General features: G+C 30.8%; 14 protein-coding genes. 6 read left to right on the top strand and 8 right to left on the bottom strand.

Annotated elements, in window-relative coordinates:
* Positions 1 to 48: 48 nt before the first annotated feature.
* The gene (locus tag CLAU_RS00800) at positions 49 to 966 is read right to left on the bottom strand and encodes a patatin-like phospholipase family protein (RefSeq protein WP_013238736.1); all 918 of its coding nucleotides are present in this window, start codon (positions 964 to 966) and stop codon (positions 49 to 51) included.
* Between the two features lie 138 nt (positions 967 to 1,104).
* Here CLAU_RS00800 and CLAU_RS00795 point away from each other — a divergent pair, with 138 nt between their 5' ends.
* Positions 1,105 to 1,500, top strand: coding sequence for a hypothetical protein (locus tag CLAU_RS00795; RefSeq protein ID WP_013238735.1), 396 nt, complete (start codon positions 1,105 to 1,107; stop codon positions 1,498 to 1,500).
* Positions 1,501 to 1,589: 89 nt separating this feature from the next.
* Here the strand turns inward: CLAU_RS00795 and CLAU_RS00790 are convergent, their stop codons facing one another.
* Together CLAU_RS00790 and CLAU_RS00785 are read right to left on the bottom strand one after the other, a co-directional pair.
* Positions 1,590 to 1,979, bottom strand: coding sequence for a hypothetical protein (locus CLAU_RS00790; RefSeq protein WP_013238734.1), 390 nt, complete (start codon positions 1,977 to 1,979; stop codon positions 1,590 to 1,592).
* Between the two features lie 130 nt (positions 1,980 to 2,109).
* Positions 2,110 to 3,069 carry an ROK family protein gene (locus tag CLAU_RS00785; RefSeq protein WP_013238733.1) on the bottom strand — a complete coding sequence of 320 codons (960 nt, stop codon included), beginning with the start codon at positions 3,067 to 3,069 and terminating at the stop codon, positions 2,110 to 2,112.
* 195 nt (positions 3,070 to 3,264) lie between these two features.
* Here CLAU_RS00785 and CLAU_RS00780 point away from each other — a divergent pair, with 195 nt between their 5' ends.
* Positions 3,265 to 5,121 (top strand): APC family permease, encoded by a 1,857-nt coding sequence (locus CLAU_RS00780; protein ID WP_013238732.1) that lies wholly within the window; start codon positions 3,265 to 3,267, stop codon positions 5,119 to 5,121.
* Positions 5,122 to 5,234: 113 nt separating this feature from the next.
* On the opposite strand, the gene CLAU_RS00775 is transcribed toward CLAU_RS00780, so the two are convergent.
* Complete coding sequence (locus CLAU_RS00775; RefSeq protein WP_013238731.1) at positions 5,235 to 6,551, bottom strand: cation:dicarboxylate symporter family transporter; 1,317 nt, start codon at positions 6,549 to 6,551, stop codon at positions 5,235 to 5,237.
* 305 nt (positions 6,552 to 6,856) lie between these two features.
* On the opposite strand from CLAU_RS00775, the gene CLAU_RS00770 reads away from it, so the two are divergent.
* Together CLAU_RS00770 and CLAU_RS00765 are read left to right on the top strand one after the other, a co-directional pair.
* The gene (locus CLAU_RS00770) at positions 6,857 to 8,161 is read left to right on the top strand and encodes an ATP-binding protein (RefSeq protein WP_013238730.1); all 1,305 of its coding nucleotides are present in this window, start codon (positions 6,857 to 6,859) and stop codon (positions 8,159 to 8,161) included.
* 7 nt (positions 8,162 to 8,168) lie between these two features.
* A complete protein-coding gene (locus tag CLAU_RS00765) occupies positions 8,169 to 9,095 on the top strand; it encodes a response regulator (protein WP_013238729.1) in 927 nt (308 codons plus the stop codon).
* Between the two features lie 61 nt (positions 9,096 to 9,156).
* Here the strand turns inward: CLAU_RS00765 and infC are convergent, their stop codons facing one another.
* From infC to CLAU_RS00750, 3 genes are all read right to left on the bottom strand, one after another.
* Positions 9,157 to 9,675, bottom strand: coding sequence for a translation initiation factor IF-3 (infC, locus tag CLAU_RS00760; RefSeq protein ID WP_023161700.1), 519 nt, complete (start codon positions 9,673 to 9,675; stop codon positions 9,157 to 9,159).
* 131 nt (positions 9,676 to 9,806) lie between these two features.
* Positions 9,807 to 10,652: a purine-nucleoside phosphorylase gene (locus CLAU_RS00755; protein ID WP_013238727.1), complete on the bottom strand. Its 846-nt coding sequence runs from the start codon at positions 10,650 to 10,652 to the stop codon at positions 9,807 to 9,809.
* A gap of 45 nt (positions 10,653 to 10,697) precedes the next feature.
* A complete protein-coding gene (locus CLAU_RS00750; protein WP_013238726.1) occupies positions 10,698 to 11,333 on the bottom strand; it encodes a cobalamin B12-binding domain-containing protein in 636 nt (211 codons plus the stop codon).
* A gap of 189 nt (positions 11,334 to 11,522) precedes the next feature.
* On the opposite strand from CLAU_RS00750, the gene CLAU_RS00745 reads away from it, so the two are divergent.
* Entirely contained in the window at positions 11,523 to 13,076 is a 1,554-nt protein-coding gene (locus CLAU_RS00745; protein ID WP_023161698.1) for a PucR family transcriptional regulator, read from the top strand.
* A 49-nt stretch (positions 13,077 to 13,125) separates the two neighbouring features.
* Entirely contained in the window at positions 13,126 to 14,979 is a 1,854-nt protein-coding gene (locus CLAU_RS00740; protein ID WP_029170032.1) for an ASKHA domain-containing protein, read from the top strand.
* A gap of 47 nt (positions 14,980 to 15,026) precedes the next feature.
* Here CLAU_RS00740 and CLAU_RS00735 read toward each other — a convergent pair whose 3' ends face one another.
* Positions 15,027 to 16,139, bottom strand: coding sequence for a uroporphyrinogen decarboxylase family protein (locus tag CLAU_RS00735; protein ID WP_013238723.1), 1,113 nt, complete (start codon positions 16,137 to 16,139; stop codon positions 15,027 to 15,029).

Here is a 16,139-nt window from a genome sequence, read left to right as displayed (position 1 = left end):
AAATAAATATTATCACAATTTTATTATAATTCAATAATCTCACATGTCCTATTTTACATAATCCCTTATATAATTGTTAAAATCCCAAAGATGTAAAAATCTTTCTGAACTACTATATCCTGATTGGAAAAGTTTCATTCTCATTTTACCGGATATATTAAATTCTGTACTTCTAACTCCCAATGTTGGAATAAATACAGTTCTAACTGCATATTTATCCTTCACATACACTTCTTCATTTTTATCTATCATAGTCCCAAATATATCAAATAAGTAAGAAATAAAGTCCATCTTTTTCGATTCTCCATAGTTTATATCCTTTTCCGCTAACTTAAACCCTATTGTAGGGAACTCTGGTACTTCCTCTGTATCAAATATCCATATTGGAAAATTACTGAGTATGCCCCCATCAACTATATAACTGCATTCACCTTTATAATAAAATTTTACCGGTTTAAAATAAAGGGGGATACTTATACTCATTCTAACTGCTTCTGCTATCTCAAACTTCATAGGATCTATGCCGTATTCTTTCAAGTCATCTGGTAATATTATCATTCTCTTTTTAGTTATATCTGATGCTACTATTTTAAGAGGTGACTTTCCATCTACACTTATATCTCCAAAAGTTCTTTTTCCCTTTTTAGATATGAGTTCTCCAATATATTCTTTTACAGCATCTGAAGAATATATTCCCTTATCTTTAAAAAGTGTAAAAGACTTTTTAATTAAGGAAAGCTCTCTTATCCATTTTTTTTTAAAGAATACATCTTTGTCTAGGTTCATAGCTATATTTTTTAATTCTTCTCCCTTATACCCTACTGCTAAAAGTGAGGCTATTACCGCTCCAGCAGAAGTTCCTGCAAACTTATTCCACTTATATCCCATTTTTTCAAAACAACATACTGCTCCTATAAGTCCTATTCCCTTCATACCTCCACCTTCAAATACAGCATTTGCTATCATAAAACCACCTCAATATATAAATATGTAAATTTTCATATATTGGATACTTAAAAATCGATTATAGAATATTATTCAAAATAAGTGGGAAACTATAACTATAATTATTAATGTTATATTAAAGGAAGGGAGATTGTCAAAATGCGAATTGAAATTTACTATAAAGGCATTAAAAACGCCAACGAAGCTGTAAAAGAACTTAAAAATGAAGGATTTAGTAATACCGCTGTGGATTTAAATGACAATTATATAGACCCTTTAAGCGCTAATTCAGATTTTGGTATAAATTTTTCAAACGTAATAAATTCCTCAGGAGTTTCCTATACTTCCTCTGGAAGGACTCTTCCATCTACAAGTCCCATGATAAGTGGTTTTGGTAGTTTTAGAGACCTTGAAAACACATCTTATAAAGTAATTGTAAATTCTAATTCTTTAGATAATGAAAAATTGAAAGAAACCATAAAAAAAACTGGTGGGAAAATCAAAAGTTATATTTCAAATAGTGAAAGTAAAGTTGGGAATAATAGTTTACGTTAATTTTAAGTAAACATAATAATTTTTACGTTAATTAAAAGCCTCACATAGGTGTCTTAAAATTTTATAACTCATTATGTGAGGTTTTCTTTTTAAATTTTCTCACTATCATTCTGTACAATTTTATCTTTGTCCTTATTTATTTCCCCTGCAACGGATTGTCTTAATTGTTCTATTTGAGTAGCAGTCAAATCAGGCAATATTTTTAATATTTCTTCTTCAAATTTTTTTTGTTTGTTAGAAATAGTACTCTTTATGTTTGAATTTATTCTAAAATATTCATCTACAACTCTCCACACTTCTCTGGCAACTTGCAGGCATCCATTATATCTATTAATACGTATTTTTTGTATAACCTCCTCCTTTCTTTTCTCAACTAATACTACAATGGCATCTCCAATAGCTTTAATTACAGCAACTAACACCCCTACTATGACAGTTACAGCTATAGGAACAATTCCATTAATAATACTCTGTAACATTTACAAGTTCCCCCTTAAATTTACTTTAAATGTCTGTTACCAATTAGTTTATTAATGTAATGTACGTAATGTTCCTATTTATTGTATACGTAAACATATATATTGAGAAAAACAAGGCAGCTAGCTGCAGCTAATTTTCATAGCAACCTTCCATAATAGCAAGAGCTGCAGCTCCAATAGCTCCGGAATCTTCTCCTAAAAGTGCAGAAAGTATATTAGTGTTTTCGCTTATAGATTGAAAACATCTTTTTTTTACAACCTGTTTTACTTTATTTAAAACTATACTTCCACCCTTGGAGACTCCTCCTCCTATTACAACTACTTCCGGATCAAAGCAAGTTACTACATTTGCCACACATATTCCAAGATAATTTAAAGCTCTGTCTAATATCTTTTTAGATACTCCATCCCCAAGTTCTGCCTCTTTAAACACTTCTTTTGAAGTTATATTCTTATATTTGGAAAGGGAAGTACTCTCTCCTGTTTTTACTGCTCTTTTTGCTTCTCGTGCTATAGCAGTACCAGATGCAAGTACCTCTGCACATCCATAATTTCCACAATTACATAGAGGACCTTCTTTTTCTAAAGTCATATGCCCTACTTCCAGTGCATTTTTAGTATTACCCCTATATATTCTACCATTTAATACAGCTCCTCCCCCTATTCCTGTAGAAACTGTTATAAATACCATGCTTTTACTGCCCTTGCCTGCACCAAACATATATTCCCCTAGTGCCGCTGCATTTGCATCATTATCCAAATATACGGGAATCTTAAAATTATCCTTTATTGGCTTTACAATATTAAAATTTCTAAAAGGCAAATTGGGTGTACATATTATCTCACCTTTGTCTATATCAAGCGGACCTGGAGATCCGATTCCCACGCCTACTATTTTTTTTCTATCAACTTTACACTCCTCAATTACCTTCTGAGTAATCTCTATCATCCTATTTAATATGAAATTTTCCCCTTTTTCCGCTTCCGTTGGTAAAGTAGCCTTACATATCACTTGTCCCATGAAGTTTACAACAGCAGCACAAACTTTGGTACCACCTAAATCAACTCCAACTACATATTTACCTTTCAAGTTATCTTCTCTCCTCTCCATATAATATTTCCATTAAAATATAATATATCACATATTTATACCATTAACTAATTTTTATAAAAAGGTATATATCTATATAAAGTTACTCAAAATAACTTAAATTAGAGTTATTAAGCTGGATTAATATACACATATTATAGATATGTATTTTTTATATGTTTTGGAGGAAGTATTATGTTAGAAAAATTTGTAGATGTTTTAATTGGTAAACCACTGCCAAATGAACAAACATCACATGAAAAATATAATATTTTATTCGGATTAGCAATTATGGCTAGTGATGCTATTTCGTCAGTTGCATATGCGGCAGAAGAAATTTTAGTCGTATTAATAGGCGTATTAGGTTTAACCGCCTACAACTGGCTTGGATGGGTTTCATTAATGATTATAGGCTTATTGTTTATTCTCACCATATCCTATGTTCAAATTATCAGGGCATACCCTCAAGGTGGAGGTGCTTATATAGTTGCCAAAGAAAATTTAGGGATAAGACCAGGATTAGTTGCTGCATCTGCATTATTAATAGATTATATATTGACGGTTGCAGTAAGTGCTAGTGCTGGAGTTACAGCAATAATCTCAGCTTTTCCTGCTTTAGGAATTCATAAGATTTCATTAGTAGTGGGATTAATTATAATACTTACTATCTTAAATTTAAGAGGTGTTAGTGAATCATCTAAAATATTTAGTATACCTACTTATTTATTTATATTGGGTATGATAACTATGATTATATATGGTTTTATAAAATACTCTATATATGGTGCAGCTACACCTATGATAAATACTTCCATTAAGGCAACTGGAACATTAAGTATATTTTTAATTCTTAGGGCTTTTTCTTCTGGCTGTTCAGCATTAACGGGATTAGAAGCAGTAAGTAATGCAGTACCTAACTTTAAAAAACCTAGCCAAAAAAATGCCAAAATAGTTATGATATTATTATCAAGTTTAATATTGTTTATCTTTGGTGGTACTTCACTACTTGCTAGATTTTATCATGCTATACCAACAAAAAATGTTACAGTTTTATCTCAAATAGCGTTTGGTGTATTTGGCAGAAACTTTATGTACTACTTTATACAGATTACTACATCCATAATATTAATAATGGCATGTAACACAGCTTTTACAGGATTTCCCATGCTAATGTACGTTGTTGCTAGAGATGGATTTGCACCAAGACAATTCACTATGAAAGGTAAGAGACTAAGCTTCTCCATAGGCATTGAAGTATTATCCCTTATTGCAGGAGTATTAGTACTTATATTTAAAGCAGATGTTCACAGCCTAATTCCTCTGTATTCAGTAGGTGTTTTCTTGTCCTTTACTTTAGCACAAACAGGAATGGTGCTACATTGGAAAAGTAGTACTGAACCTGGATGGAAAAAACGTGCTTTAATTAATAGTATAGGTGCCATAGTAACTATAATTACAACACTTATAATTATATATGAAAAAGCATTAGCTGGTGCATGGATAGTTATTGCTTTAATTCCTATACTAGTTATTATTATGGCATCTATAAATAGACATTATAATAAAGTGGCAGAACAGCTGAGGGCATCAAAAGAAGATATATTAAATATAGAGTTAGGTAAAAAATTTACACATATTTGTATAATTCCTATCGCAAGTTTAAATAAAGCAACGTTAAACGCTTTACAATATGCTAGGAGCATAACACCAGATGTAATAGCTTTAAATGTATCCATTGATAAAGCTTCTATAGAAAAACTAAAAACTAAATGGTCTGAATTAAATACAGATATATTACTAGTAACTAAGTATTCTCCTTATAGACAAATAATAACTCCATTGCTCAAGTATATAGAGATCATATCAAATGCAGCTTCTGAGGATGAAAAAGTAACTATAATATTGCCACAATTTATAACACATAAGTGGTGGGGAAATTTTCTTCATAATCATACAGGATTTTTGCTTAGAGAGAACTTACTGAGGAATAAAAATATTGTAGTATCAACTTATCCTTATCATTTAAATGATGAAGAATTGAATCAACTTTAGGTGCCTGGCACCTAATGGGAGTATTTTTATCCCACTTGGTGCCAGGCACCATTATACAGAAAGTGCTTTCACGAAACCGTGAAAGCACTTTTAACAGAGACTACATATAACAACTATGCCTCTACACTTTTTAATTTATCTTTATGATCTTTGTGATCTATAATGGATTGGTAATACTTTTCACCCTTTTCCTTGTCATATACATGTTCCCAGTTGGCAACAAATATACTAGCTAAAGAATTTCCAACAACATTTACTACTGTTCTTCCCATATCTAAAAGACGATCAATTCCAGCTATAAAAGCAAGACCTTCTATTGGGATGCCACAAGTTCCAAGTGTAGCTAGCAATACTACAAAAGAAGCTCCTGGGACACCTGCTATTCCCTTTGAAGTTATCATAAGTACTATTACTAAACTTATTTGAGCTCCAATGGAAAGATGTATACCATATAACTGTGCTATAAATATAGCTGCCATAGATTCATAAAGTGTAGAACCATCAAGATTAAAAGTATAACCTGTAGGAATTACAAAAGATACTGTAGCACTTGGGCACCCGTATTTCTCCATTTTTGACATCAACCTAGGAAGTACTGTTTCTGAACTAGCTGTACTAAAAGCAAGCAAAAGCTCATCTTTTAATATTCTTATTATTTTGATTATGCTATTTCCAACCAATTTTGCTGCTATTCCCATAAATACAAGTATAAAGAAAATCATACCCGCATAAACTAATATCATTAGCTTTCCCAATGGAATGAGAGATTTAAGTCCAAAATTGCATACGGTGCATCCAATTAATGCAAATACACCTATAGGTGCAGTTTTCATAATTTGGTTAGTTACCCAGAACATTGTATCTTCTACACCCTGGAAAAAGTTCAATATAGGCTTTCCTTTCTCTCCAATAGATGCAACTCCAAGTCCAAACATAACAGAGAAGAATATAATTGGAAGCATGTCTCCTTTGCTTAAAGAATCCATTATATTCGTAGGGAAAATATTTATTATAGTATCTACAAATCCCTTATTAGTAGCCTTTTTTGCAGTATCAACATAACTAGCAATGTTTGTCTTAGTCAAGCTGCTCATATCTACACCTGTGCCTGGATGAAATATGTTTGCAAATACAAGACCAACGATTAATGCGATGGTAGTCATTATTTCAAAATATACTATAGTCTTTAAGGCAAGCATTCCTACCTTCTTCATATCACCTACTCCTGCAACACCTACTATAAGACAGGATATTACAATAGGTATAACTATCATTTTAATCAGCCTTAAAAAGATAGTTCCAAAAGGTTGGAGATATTTAGGTAGATTTGGATTACCATAAAAAATAGCACCAACTATAACTCCAAGTATAAGACCAATTAAAATTTGAGTGGCTAGTCCACCTTTAAGTTTTCTTTTCTTCTTTTCCATTCTAATCCCCTTCCCGTATTTTAAATAATTACATCGTTATTTTGTAAACGATTAATGTATGTATATATTTTCAACAACTCAATATTACAACTCAACATACAAAAAACTATATTATTATACTGAAATATATAAAAAAATTTTATCAATTTTATAAATAAAGAATATATCTGCATATACTAATTTAAATTTCAAACTAATTTAAATATATAATTAATAATATTTTTGTAGAAGTTTGTCAATCCTATTTATTTAATTTATAATATATAGGGTTTTATTTTTATATAATTAAAATGAGGTGTGTTTACTTGAAAAATACTGCATCTGCCTTAAAAGAAGATTTATTTATTTTAATATTAATAGTAGTTTCAATACCAATAGTTGGAGAATTTAAATTTTTTCCACTGAATAGTACTTTTCGTGTTAGCTTCAGTCCTGTACTATTTTTGTTTTTCTTATTTTGGATTAAAAAGCTTCCCATACCTCTATATGGAGTCGTAGCTGGTATATTTACTGTTATATTTAGAGTTGTTCTTGATTGCGTGCTTCAAAGTGGATTTGAATTTCATCAAGCTTTTTTAATAAATTCTCCTGCATTTTTTTACTATTTAGTTTTTTCATGTTTATTTTATTTAACAAAAATAAATAACTTACACAATAATCCTCTTTTGATGGGTACTTTAGCTGCCTGTATAGACATACTTTCCTCAACTTGTGAACTTGTAGTGAGGTTTTTAGTACTTAGAAATTCTATTTCAGTTTATGCCTTTGGGTTGGTTTCCATAGTCGCAATTATACGATCTTTTTTTGTACTCGGGTTTTTCAACATAATAAAGTTAAATGAAGTGAGAACAGCCGCTAACCAACAAAAAGAGCAAAATAGATATATGCTGCTGCTTATTTCAAACTTATATGCAGAATCTGTACAATTAAAAAAATCCCTAACCTTTGCAGAAAATATTACAAGAGACTGTTACACTTTATATGAATCTTTCAAAACCAATTATTCAAAATTGAATAGAGATGAATTGTCACAAAGTTTATTAAAAATTGCAGGTCAAGTGCATGAAATAAAAAAGGACAACCAAAGAATATATTCCGGACTCTCTAAAATGATTTTATCTGAAAATTCTAAGGATTATATGAATATTGAAGAAATCTGCAATATAATAGTAGACACAAATAAAAAATATTCTCTCACTCTTGGGAAAAGCATTGATTTTTCAGTAAATATAGCATATAGTGGTATACCTGATCTTCACATTTATACTGTACTGTCACTTGTGAATAATTTAGTATCAAATTCTATAGAATCCATAGAAAATACAGGTACTATAAAAATTTATATAGGTAAAGTAGAAGATTTTATTAAATTTCAGGTTTCTGATAATGGCATAGGGATACCTGAAAAGAAAAAGGATCTCATTTTTAAACCCGGCTATACAACAAAATATAATAAGCTAGGAAAACCATCAACAGGAATAGGTCTTTCTTATGTAAAACAAATAGTTACAAATTTGAAAGGAAGAGTTATGCTAGAAAGTGCATCTAACTCAGCTGAAACTACTTTTACTATTGAGCTTCCAATTAAAAGTTTGATAAAGGAAGGATGATATAAATATGAAATTTTTTATTGTAGACGATGATGAAGCTATTCGTTCAATGTTATCTGAAATAATTGAAGATTACAATTTGGGAGAAGTTGTTGGTGAAGCAGCAAATGGCGTTCCCATATCAAGTAGCTTTTTATGTACTAAAAAAGTAGATATACTTATAATTGATCTTTTAATGCCAGTTAAAGACGGTCTTCAAACTATAAGTGAACTTGACCCTTCTTTTAAAGGTAAATCAATAATGCTATCCCAAGTAGAAAACAAAGAAATGATAGGAAAAGCTTATTCTTTAGGTGTACAGTACTACATTACAAAACCAATAAACAGACTTGAAGTAATTGGCGTTATAAAAAAAGTAGTTGAGCAAATAAAAATTGAAAAATCCATAAGTTATATTCAAGACACCTTGAACTTTTTAAAAATGGATACACTAGATAATAAGAACAGCTCAAAATCAAGTAAAGGTATTTTAGAATACAGTGAATTTATATTAAACCAATTAGGTATAATTGCTGAAAGCGGCAGTAAAGATCTACTATCCATTGTAGAATATTTATATACCCGTGAGAACACAAAAACTATTGAAAAGGATTTTCCATCTTTAAAAGAAATATTCACTAAAATCTCTGAAAAAAAACTCGGACAAAGTTCTTCTTCAATTGATATAAAAAAAGAGATAAAAGCGTCAGAACAAAGAGTTAGGAGGGCCGTGCTTCAGTCACTAAATTATATAGCCTCCCTTGGGCTTACAGACTATTCCAACCCAAAGTTTGAAGAATACGCTGCTGAGTTTTTCGATTTTACGGAAGTAAGAAAAAAAATGCTAGAACTAAAAAATAATACTCCTCTTAGTCAACCTATACATATAAATGTTAAAAAGTTTATCAAGGTTTTATATATAAAATCAAAAAATTACAAAAGCAATGATATATAAAAAATAGTATCAGAATTTTTACTAAAATTCTGATACTATTGTTCTATTTTTACTAAGTACTCTATTTCTTAGGGGCTAAAATCATAAACATATTATTTCCTTCTAATTTAGGTGCTCTTTCCACTACTGAGCTTTCATCTAATTTACTTAAAAATGTGTCAAAAACTTTCCTACCTAAACTTGTATAATTATTTTGTCTCCCCCTAAACCTTATAGAAACCTTCACTTTATTTCCTTTGGCCAAAAATTTTCTCGCATTATTTGCCTTGATTTCTATATCGTTTTCCTCAATAGTAGCACTTAATCTAACTTCCTTTAATTCTACAATTTTTTGATTCTTTTTAGCTTGTTTTGCTTTTTTAGATTGCTCATAAAGAAATTTACTATAATTCATTATCTTACATACAGGTGGCTTAGCCTGCGGCGAAACTGCTACTAAATCCATACCCTGCTCTCTTGCCATATTTAAAGCATCTTTAGTATTTACAATTTCACTTTCTTTTTCTCCTACCAATCTAATCTTGTCTGCCCTAATTTCTTCATTTAAGTTATTTTTTTTATTAATAGTATACACCTCCACAAATTAAAGTTTACCCATTTACTATTATATATAAGCATTCCGTCTTGTGCAACCACAAAATATGGTTATTCATCTCATTTTCTCAATATTTTTCAATTGCAATAATAAATATGTGTTTTAGTTTTCCTAATCTATATATTTTCTATTATTGCTTTAATCAATTTCGTAAACTTTTCACTAGCATAGAGGGAATTTTTTATAACTTCTTCATGATTTAGGGCTTGTTTCAATATCCCTGCTGCCATATTAGTTATGCAGGATATTCCAATAGTTCTCATACCACTGTGATTTGCCACAATCACCTCAGGAACTGTGGACATTCCCACTGCATCCCCTCCTAATACACTTAGCATCTTTATTTCAGCTGGCGTTTCATAGCTTGGCCCACTCATGTAAGCATATACTCCTTCTTGAATTGGTATGTGCAATTCATATGCCACCTTTTTTACCATTTCTCTAAGATGACTATCATATGCATCAGACATATCTGGAAATCTAGGTCCAAATTTTTCCAAGTTCTGTCCTATTAAAGGATTTTGTCCTGATAGATTTATGTGATCCTTTATAAGCATCAGATCTCCACTTTTATAATTTTTATTTATTCCTCCTGCAGCATTAGTTACTATTAGGTTTTGAATTTCCAACATCTTCATAACTCTAACAGGAAAAGTCACTTCTTTCATTGAATATCCTTCATAATAATGAAATCTGCCCTGCATTGCAGCTACTACCTTACCTTGAAGTTTTCCTACAACAAGACAGCTTTTATGACCTTCCACTGTAGAAATAGGAAAGTTTGGTATTTCACTATAAGGATATATTTTTTTGTCTTCAATTTCATCTGCGATATGCCCAAGACCCGATCCAAGTATAAGTGCTATCTCTGGTTTTACCTTTATTCCAGAGCTTATATAACTTGCAGCTTCCTCTATATTTGAGTTTAAATCTGTACCATTTTGTTTAAACATTAAATGCATTTCACTTCCTCTCTGCTAAATTTTATTATAGCACAAAATTTTCAACTATTTTATAGATTTCATCCCATATATTTCTTTACAGTATTGTACTGTTTCCTGAATTGTTCTAGGAAAAAAGTCTGCCTTTACATATTCACAAACCTGTTTATCCAATACTCCCCCTCCAATTAATATCTTAATTTCTTTTCCAAACTCTGTATTCCTTATAGATTGTATGCATTCCTTTAAATTTTCAAAGCAATTTGTTAAAAGACATGAAATGGCTACAACCTTAGGATGATATTCTTTAATTGCTTTAATAAATTTTTCAGTTGATACATCCGTTCCTAGATCAATTACTTTAAAATCATTACTGCTCATGGCAGTACATACTATGTTTTTACCTACATCATGTATATCTCCATAAATAGTTCCCATAACAAATACTCCATGTTTAGCTGTGCCAGAGGGCATTAAATCTTTAAGTATTTGTGAAACTTCTTTAAATATTTCTCCTGATATAATAAGTTCAGACATAAAGTATCTTTTTTCTTGAAATCTTTTTCCTACAATTTCAATACCCTTTTGCAAATAACCTACAATATCCATTACAGGTACATTTGCTTTTATAAGAGCATTTACTTCTTCAATGACTAAATCTTCATCAAGTTCTGCCATTGCGTCTATAAGTACCTTGCTCATAAAAAATATCCCCCTCATAATTTATACTTATGTATATAAACTACCATAAATACACCCATAAAGCATCATACAATATGAAGAAATTTTAACTTAAAAGTATACAATATGTATAATATGCTCTTCTAATAACAAATTAGCACTTTTATTATGTCAAATAATAGTTTATTATGATATTGAGAGGTGTTTAATATGGGGATGGATCTACGTACTTTCCTAGGCAAAATAAAAAATTATAATCCTAGGTTATATATTTCACAAACAGAAGGAATAACAATTAAATATGTTAAACTCCTTGAAGAAAATCAAACTTTATTTGAACCAGACCATTTATATGTATGCAAAACCTTTAATTTTAAAAAAATCCCACCGCAAAAAGGTGCTATAAATATACTTTGTATTAAAACTGACGATCTTCAATATAAACCAGATAAAAATTCCATAGTAAATTTAATAGTGTTGAATACTAATATGGATATATTTAAAACTTTCAATGAAATACAAAGTATCTTAATAAAGTATCAAGAATTTAGTATAGCTTCAACAAAACTATTAGATGCTTTAATAAGTGGAAAGGGGCTTGAATATATAGTAAATACGGGATGTGAGATTCTTAAAAACCCTATATGTATCCTAGATCTTAGCTTTAAGCTCATTGCATCTTCCAAAGATATTAAAGTAGAGGATCCTGTATGGATTGAACTTTTAACTAAAGGTTACTGTTCCTACAACTTTGTACCTATGTCAAATGTTCGAAATTTTATTGATGTAGTACACAAAAGCAGTTCTCCTATTTTTATAGGAAAAGATAAATTTAGAATTCCACGTATAATATCAAATATTAAAATTAATGATAAAGTAGTTGGATATGTAACTGCGTTGGAGTGTCAAAAACCATTTTCTAGAAATGACATAGAATTTATCTTTCTTTTATGTAAAGTAGTTGCTTCTGAAATGCAGAAAAACAGTTCACTGCAAAACATAAAAGGATTGAAATATGAAAATTTTATCATGGATTTACTCAATGGAAAAGAAACTGATACACGAGTTATTGAAGAAAGGTCAAAATTTTTAGATTTACGTTTCAAACCTAATCTCTATATACTTGTAGTAAATGTACCTCAAAATAATTTTGTAAACATCCCCCTTCACAGGGTAAGAGATGCTATTGAATATATGCTAATAGGAAGTAAGTCTGTCATATATGAAAATTCTGTTGTCATACTAATAAGTCAAAAAAATAAAATATCAGATATTGAACACAGTTTTAGTAAAGTCATAGAATTCTTTAAAAAAAATAATATACATGGCGGTTTAAGTAGATGTTTTCATGATCTAGCTAATACCAGGAAATACTATGAGCAAGCTTTAAAGGCTATTACACTTGGTATGGGACTGAAAATAAATAAGTTTCTTTTTTTCTATGAAGATTTAGCAATATTTCACTTATTGGAAACATGTTCTTCAAAAAGTAATTTGAAAAATTTTTGTCATGATTCAATATTTAACTTAATGAGATATGATAAATCCCATAATACCAAATATTTAAAGTGTCTTCGTTTTTATTTGTCAAATGAAAAGAATCAGTTAAAAACATCAAAAACTTTAAATATTTGCAGGAGTACTTTAGTCCATCGTATAGAAAAAATTCAAGAAATTATGGGTGTTAATTTAAATGATGTAAAAATTACATTTCATCTCAATTTAAGTTTTATTATACTTGAATATATTGATGAATTTAAATAAGTTGTTTATATTTATCAATATAAATTTTATATTATTGGGGGGATATTAAATGAACAATTACACAGTTACTTTTAAATCTGAAAACCGCACAATATCTGTCTGTGAAGGAACTACCCTTAAAGAAGCTATCACAGCTGAAGGATTAGATTTTGATTTTCCCTGCGGTGGAATGGGCACTTGTGGTAAATGTAGAATTAAAATATTAGATAAAAACTTAAAGGCTACAGAAAAGGAACTTAAATTTTTAGAAGAAAAAGAACTTAAAGAAGGTATACACCTTGCTTGTGAAACTAAGCTATACAGTGATATAACCGTTCAACTAAATCAAAAGAAAAATGAAGTCTATAATATACTACAATCATCTACAGAAAGGACTTTTACTATTAAACCTCTTATTGAAAAAGTTTACGTAGAAGTAGACTTGCCTTCTTTAGACAAGCAGAAATCTGATTTAAAACGTTTAAAAGAAAAATTAATGCAAAAAAAACCAAATTATAAAAATATTAAAATGAATATTTCTGTTTTAAGGGAACTGCCCGTGAAACTTCGTGAAGCAAACCACCATATAACTGCAGTTATCCACGGCAATGAGATTATTGGTATAGAAATAGGAAATACTGAAAAGAATATGCTTGGTATAGCTTTTGATATTGGTACTACTACTATTGTAGCTTATCTAATGGATCTATATACTGGAAAGAAACTTGCTGTTTCTTCAGCAATGAACCCTCAAATAAAGTTTGGGGCAGACGTAATCTCACGTACAACTTTTGCCAATCAAAATGAAAATGGTGTTAAATTAATGCAATCTACTCTCTTGGACGTATTAAATAAATTAATTGAAGATAGTGTACATAAAGCAAACATGTTAAAGGAGAACATATATGCAATTACCATTGTGGGAAACACCTGCATGCACCATCTATTTCTAGGTCTTACTCCAAAATATATTGCATATATACCTTATGTCCCTGTAATAAGTGAAACACTGGAAGTAAAATCATCAGATCTTAACCTTCACATTAATCCATCAGGTAAGGTATTTGTGCTTCCAAATATCGCTGGATTTGTAGGAGCAGATACTGTAGGTGTAATTTTAGCCTCAGAAATGGATAAAAGTGAAGATGTAAAACTGGCCATCGACATAGGTACTAATGGAGAAATAGTCCTGGGATCTTCAAAGAAACTTGTCTCCTGTTCTGCTGCAGCAGGTCCTGCTTTTGAAGGAGCTCAAATAAGCAGCGGCATGAGAGGGGCAAAAGGTGCTATAGATCACGTAAACTTTGAGGAAGCTCTAAACTACACTGTTATAGGGAATGAAAAGCCTGAAGGTATTTGCGGGTCTGCTCTACTTGATATTGTGGCAGGACTTGTGAGACTTGGAATAATAAATAAAAGAGGAAAGCTTTTATCACCTGTCGACTTTATAAATCCAAATGCACTTCCATTTAAAGATAATATAGTAACTTATGAAGGTGCAAATGCCTTCTTAATAGTTCCTCCATCAGAAACAGCACATGGACGTGCTATTATGCTTACTCAAAATGATATAACTTCACTTCAACTAGCAAAAGGAGCTATATCTGCAGGTATAAACATACTTATAAAAAAGTGTAATATAACTACATCCGATATAAAAGAAGTAATTTTAGCCGGTGCTTTCGGTAACTATATGAACCCACATAGTGCCTGTACAATAGGTCTGATTCCACCAGAGCTCGAAAATAAGATACAATTAGTAGGAAATGCTGCTGGTACAGGCTCAATACTTGCCCTACTGTCAAATGATGAATATGAGCATTCTAATACTATAGCTAGTAAAGTAACTTACATTGAATTAGGAGCACAAAAAGATTTTAACAGAGAATTTGCTCATGGAATGCAATTTCAAGATTATAAGTAGAATAAAAAAATTCACCAGTTAAATTAAACTGGTGAATTTTTTTATTTCTATCTGCCTGTAGCTGCAGAAATCATTGCTTTTACATTTTCAACTTTTGCATTTGGAGGTACACTACATCCACTTGCTAAAATAAATCCATCTCCCATATCTTTAACAAGTTTAGAAGCATAATCATACACTTCATCAGGAGTACCAAGAACAAGCTTCCCAGCAGGTACATCTCCTTTAATGCACATACGATCTCCAAGCTTTTCTTTTATTTTATAAATATCTGTTACACCATCTGTTTCAAATACAATCTTTCCCTTTGGAAAATCTTTAAAGTAGTCAAGATCACGCTCCCAGTTTCCATCAATGTGGATGCTACATATTGTGCCTTCTTCTATAACAGCATCTGCTGTCTCCTTAATATATTTCCATACAAAACGCTCCCATAACTTAGGAGAATAGAATTCACTAGCTCCACGTGCTGGAGAAAGGAAAAGTACATCTGGTTTAGTAGCTCTTATTTGCTTCCTTATGCCTTCAACTACTTCTGCCTGAATAACATCCAAAGTTTCCTCAACTTTATCGGGCATTCTAAATAAATCCCTCATAAATTTTGCCATAGAACGTCCTCCACTCAAATATTCATTTACAGTTATAACTGCAGCAGGACTATATACTACAAATCCAGCATCTTTGACATTCTGATCGGCTTGTGGAGCATAAGCTGCATCTGCCATAATTTCATCAACATTAATTCCCAATCTATCTTTTAAGTAACCAGGCATAAAATTGTTCCAGCCTTTATTTATAATGGTGTCATAATCCTCTGGCTTCATCATTTCTGCTTCATCAATCTGCCAAAGCATGTCATCTGCAAGCTCTCGTCCTGGAAGCTTAACTCTTGACATAAATTCTAATGGAAATAAAGGTCCTACAGAGTAGGATGAATTAACTCCATCCACATCTCCCAAATCTTTTAGAGAATCTATTATAACCTTATTCGATACTTTGACACTATCTTTTCCACAAATATCTGCCAACTTCAATCCCATATGTCTAGCGGCAAAAGAATCATTCATAAGTATAACAGGTGTTCTATCTGTTTTTTCTAATGCCAATGTTTTTCTAAATCTATCTAAACGTTCATTGTATAATTGTTGTGTTGTCTTCAT

This window comes from Clostridium autoethanogenum DSM 10061 (assembly GCF_001484725.1).
Taxonomy (GTDB): domain Bacteria; phylum Bacillota; class Clostridia; order Clostridiales; family Clostridiaceae; genus Clostridium_B; species Clostridium_B ljungdahlii.
This window is presented reverse-complemented; position numbering and strand designations above follow the sequence as displayed.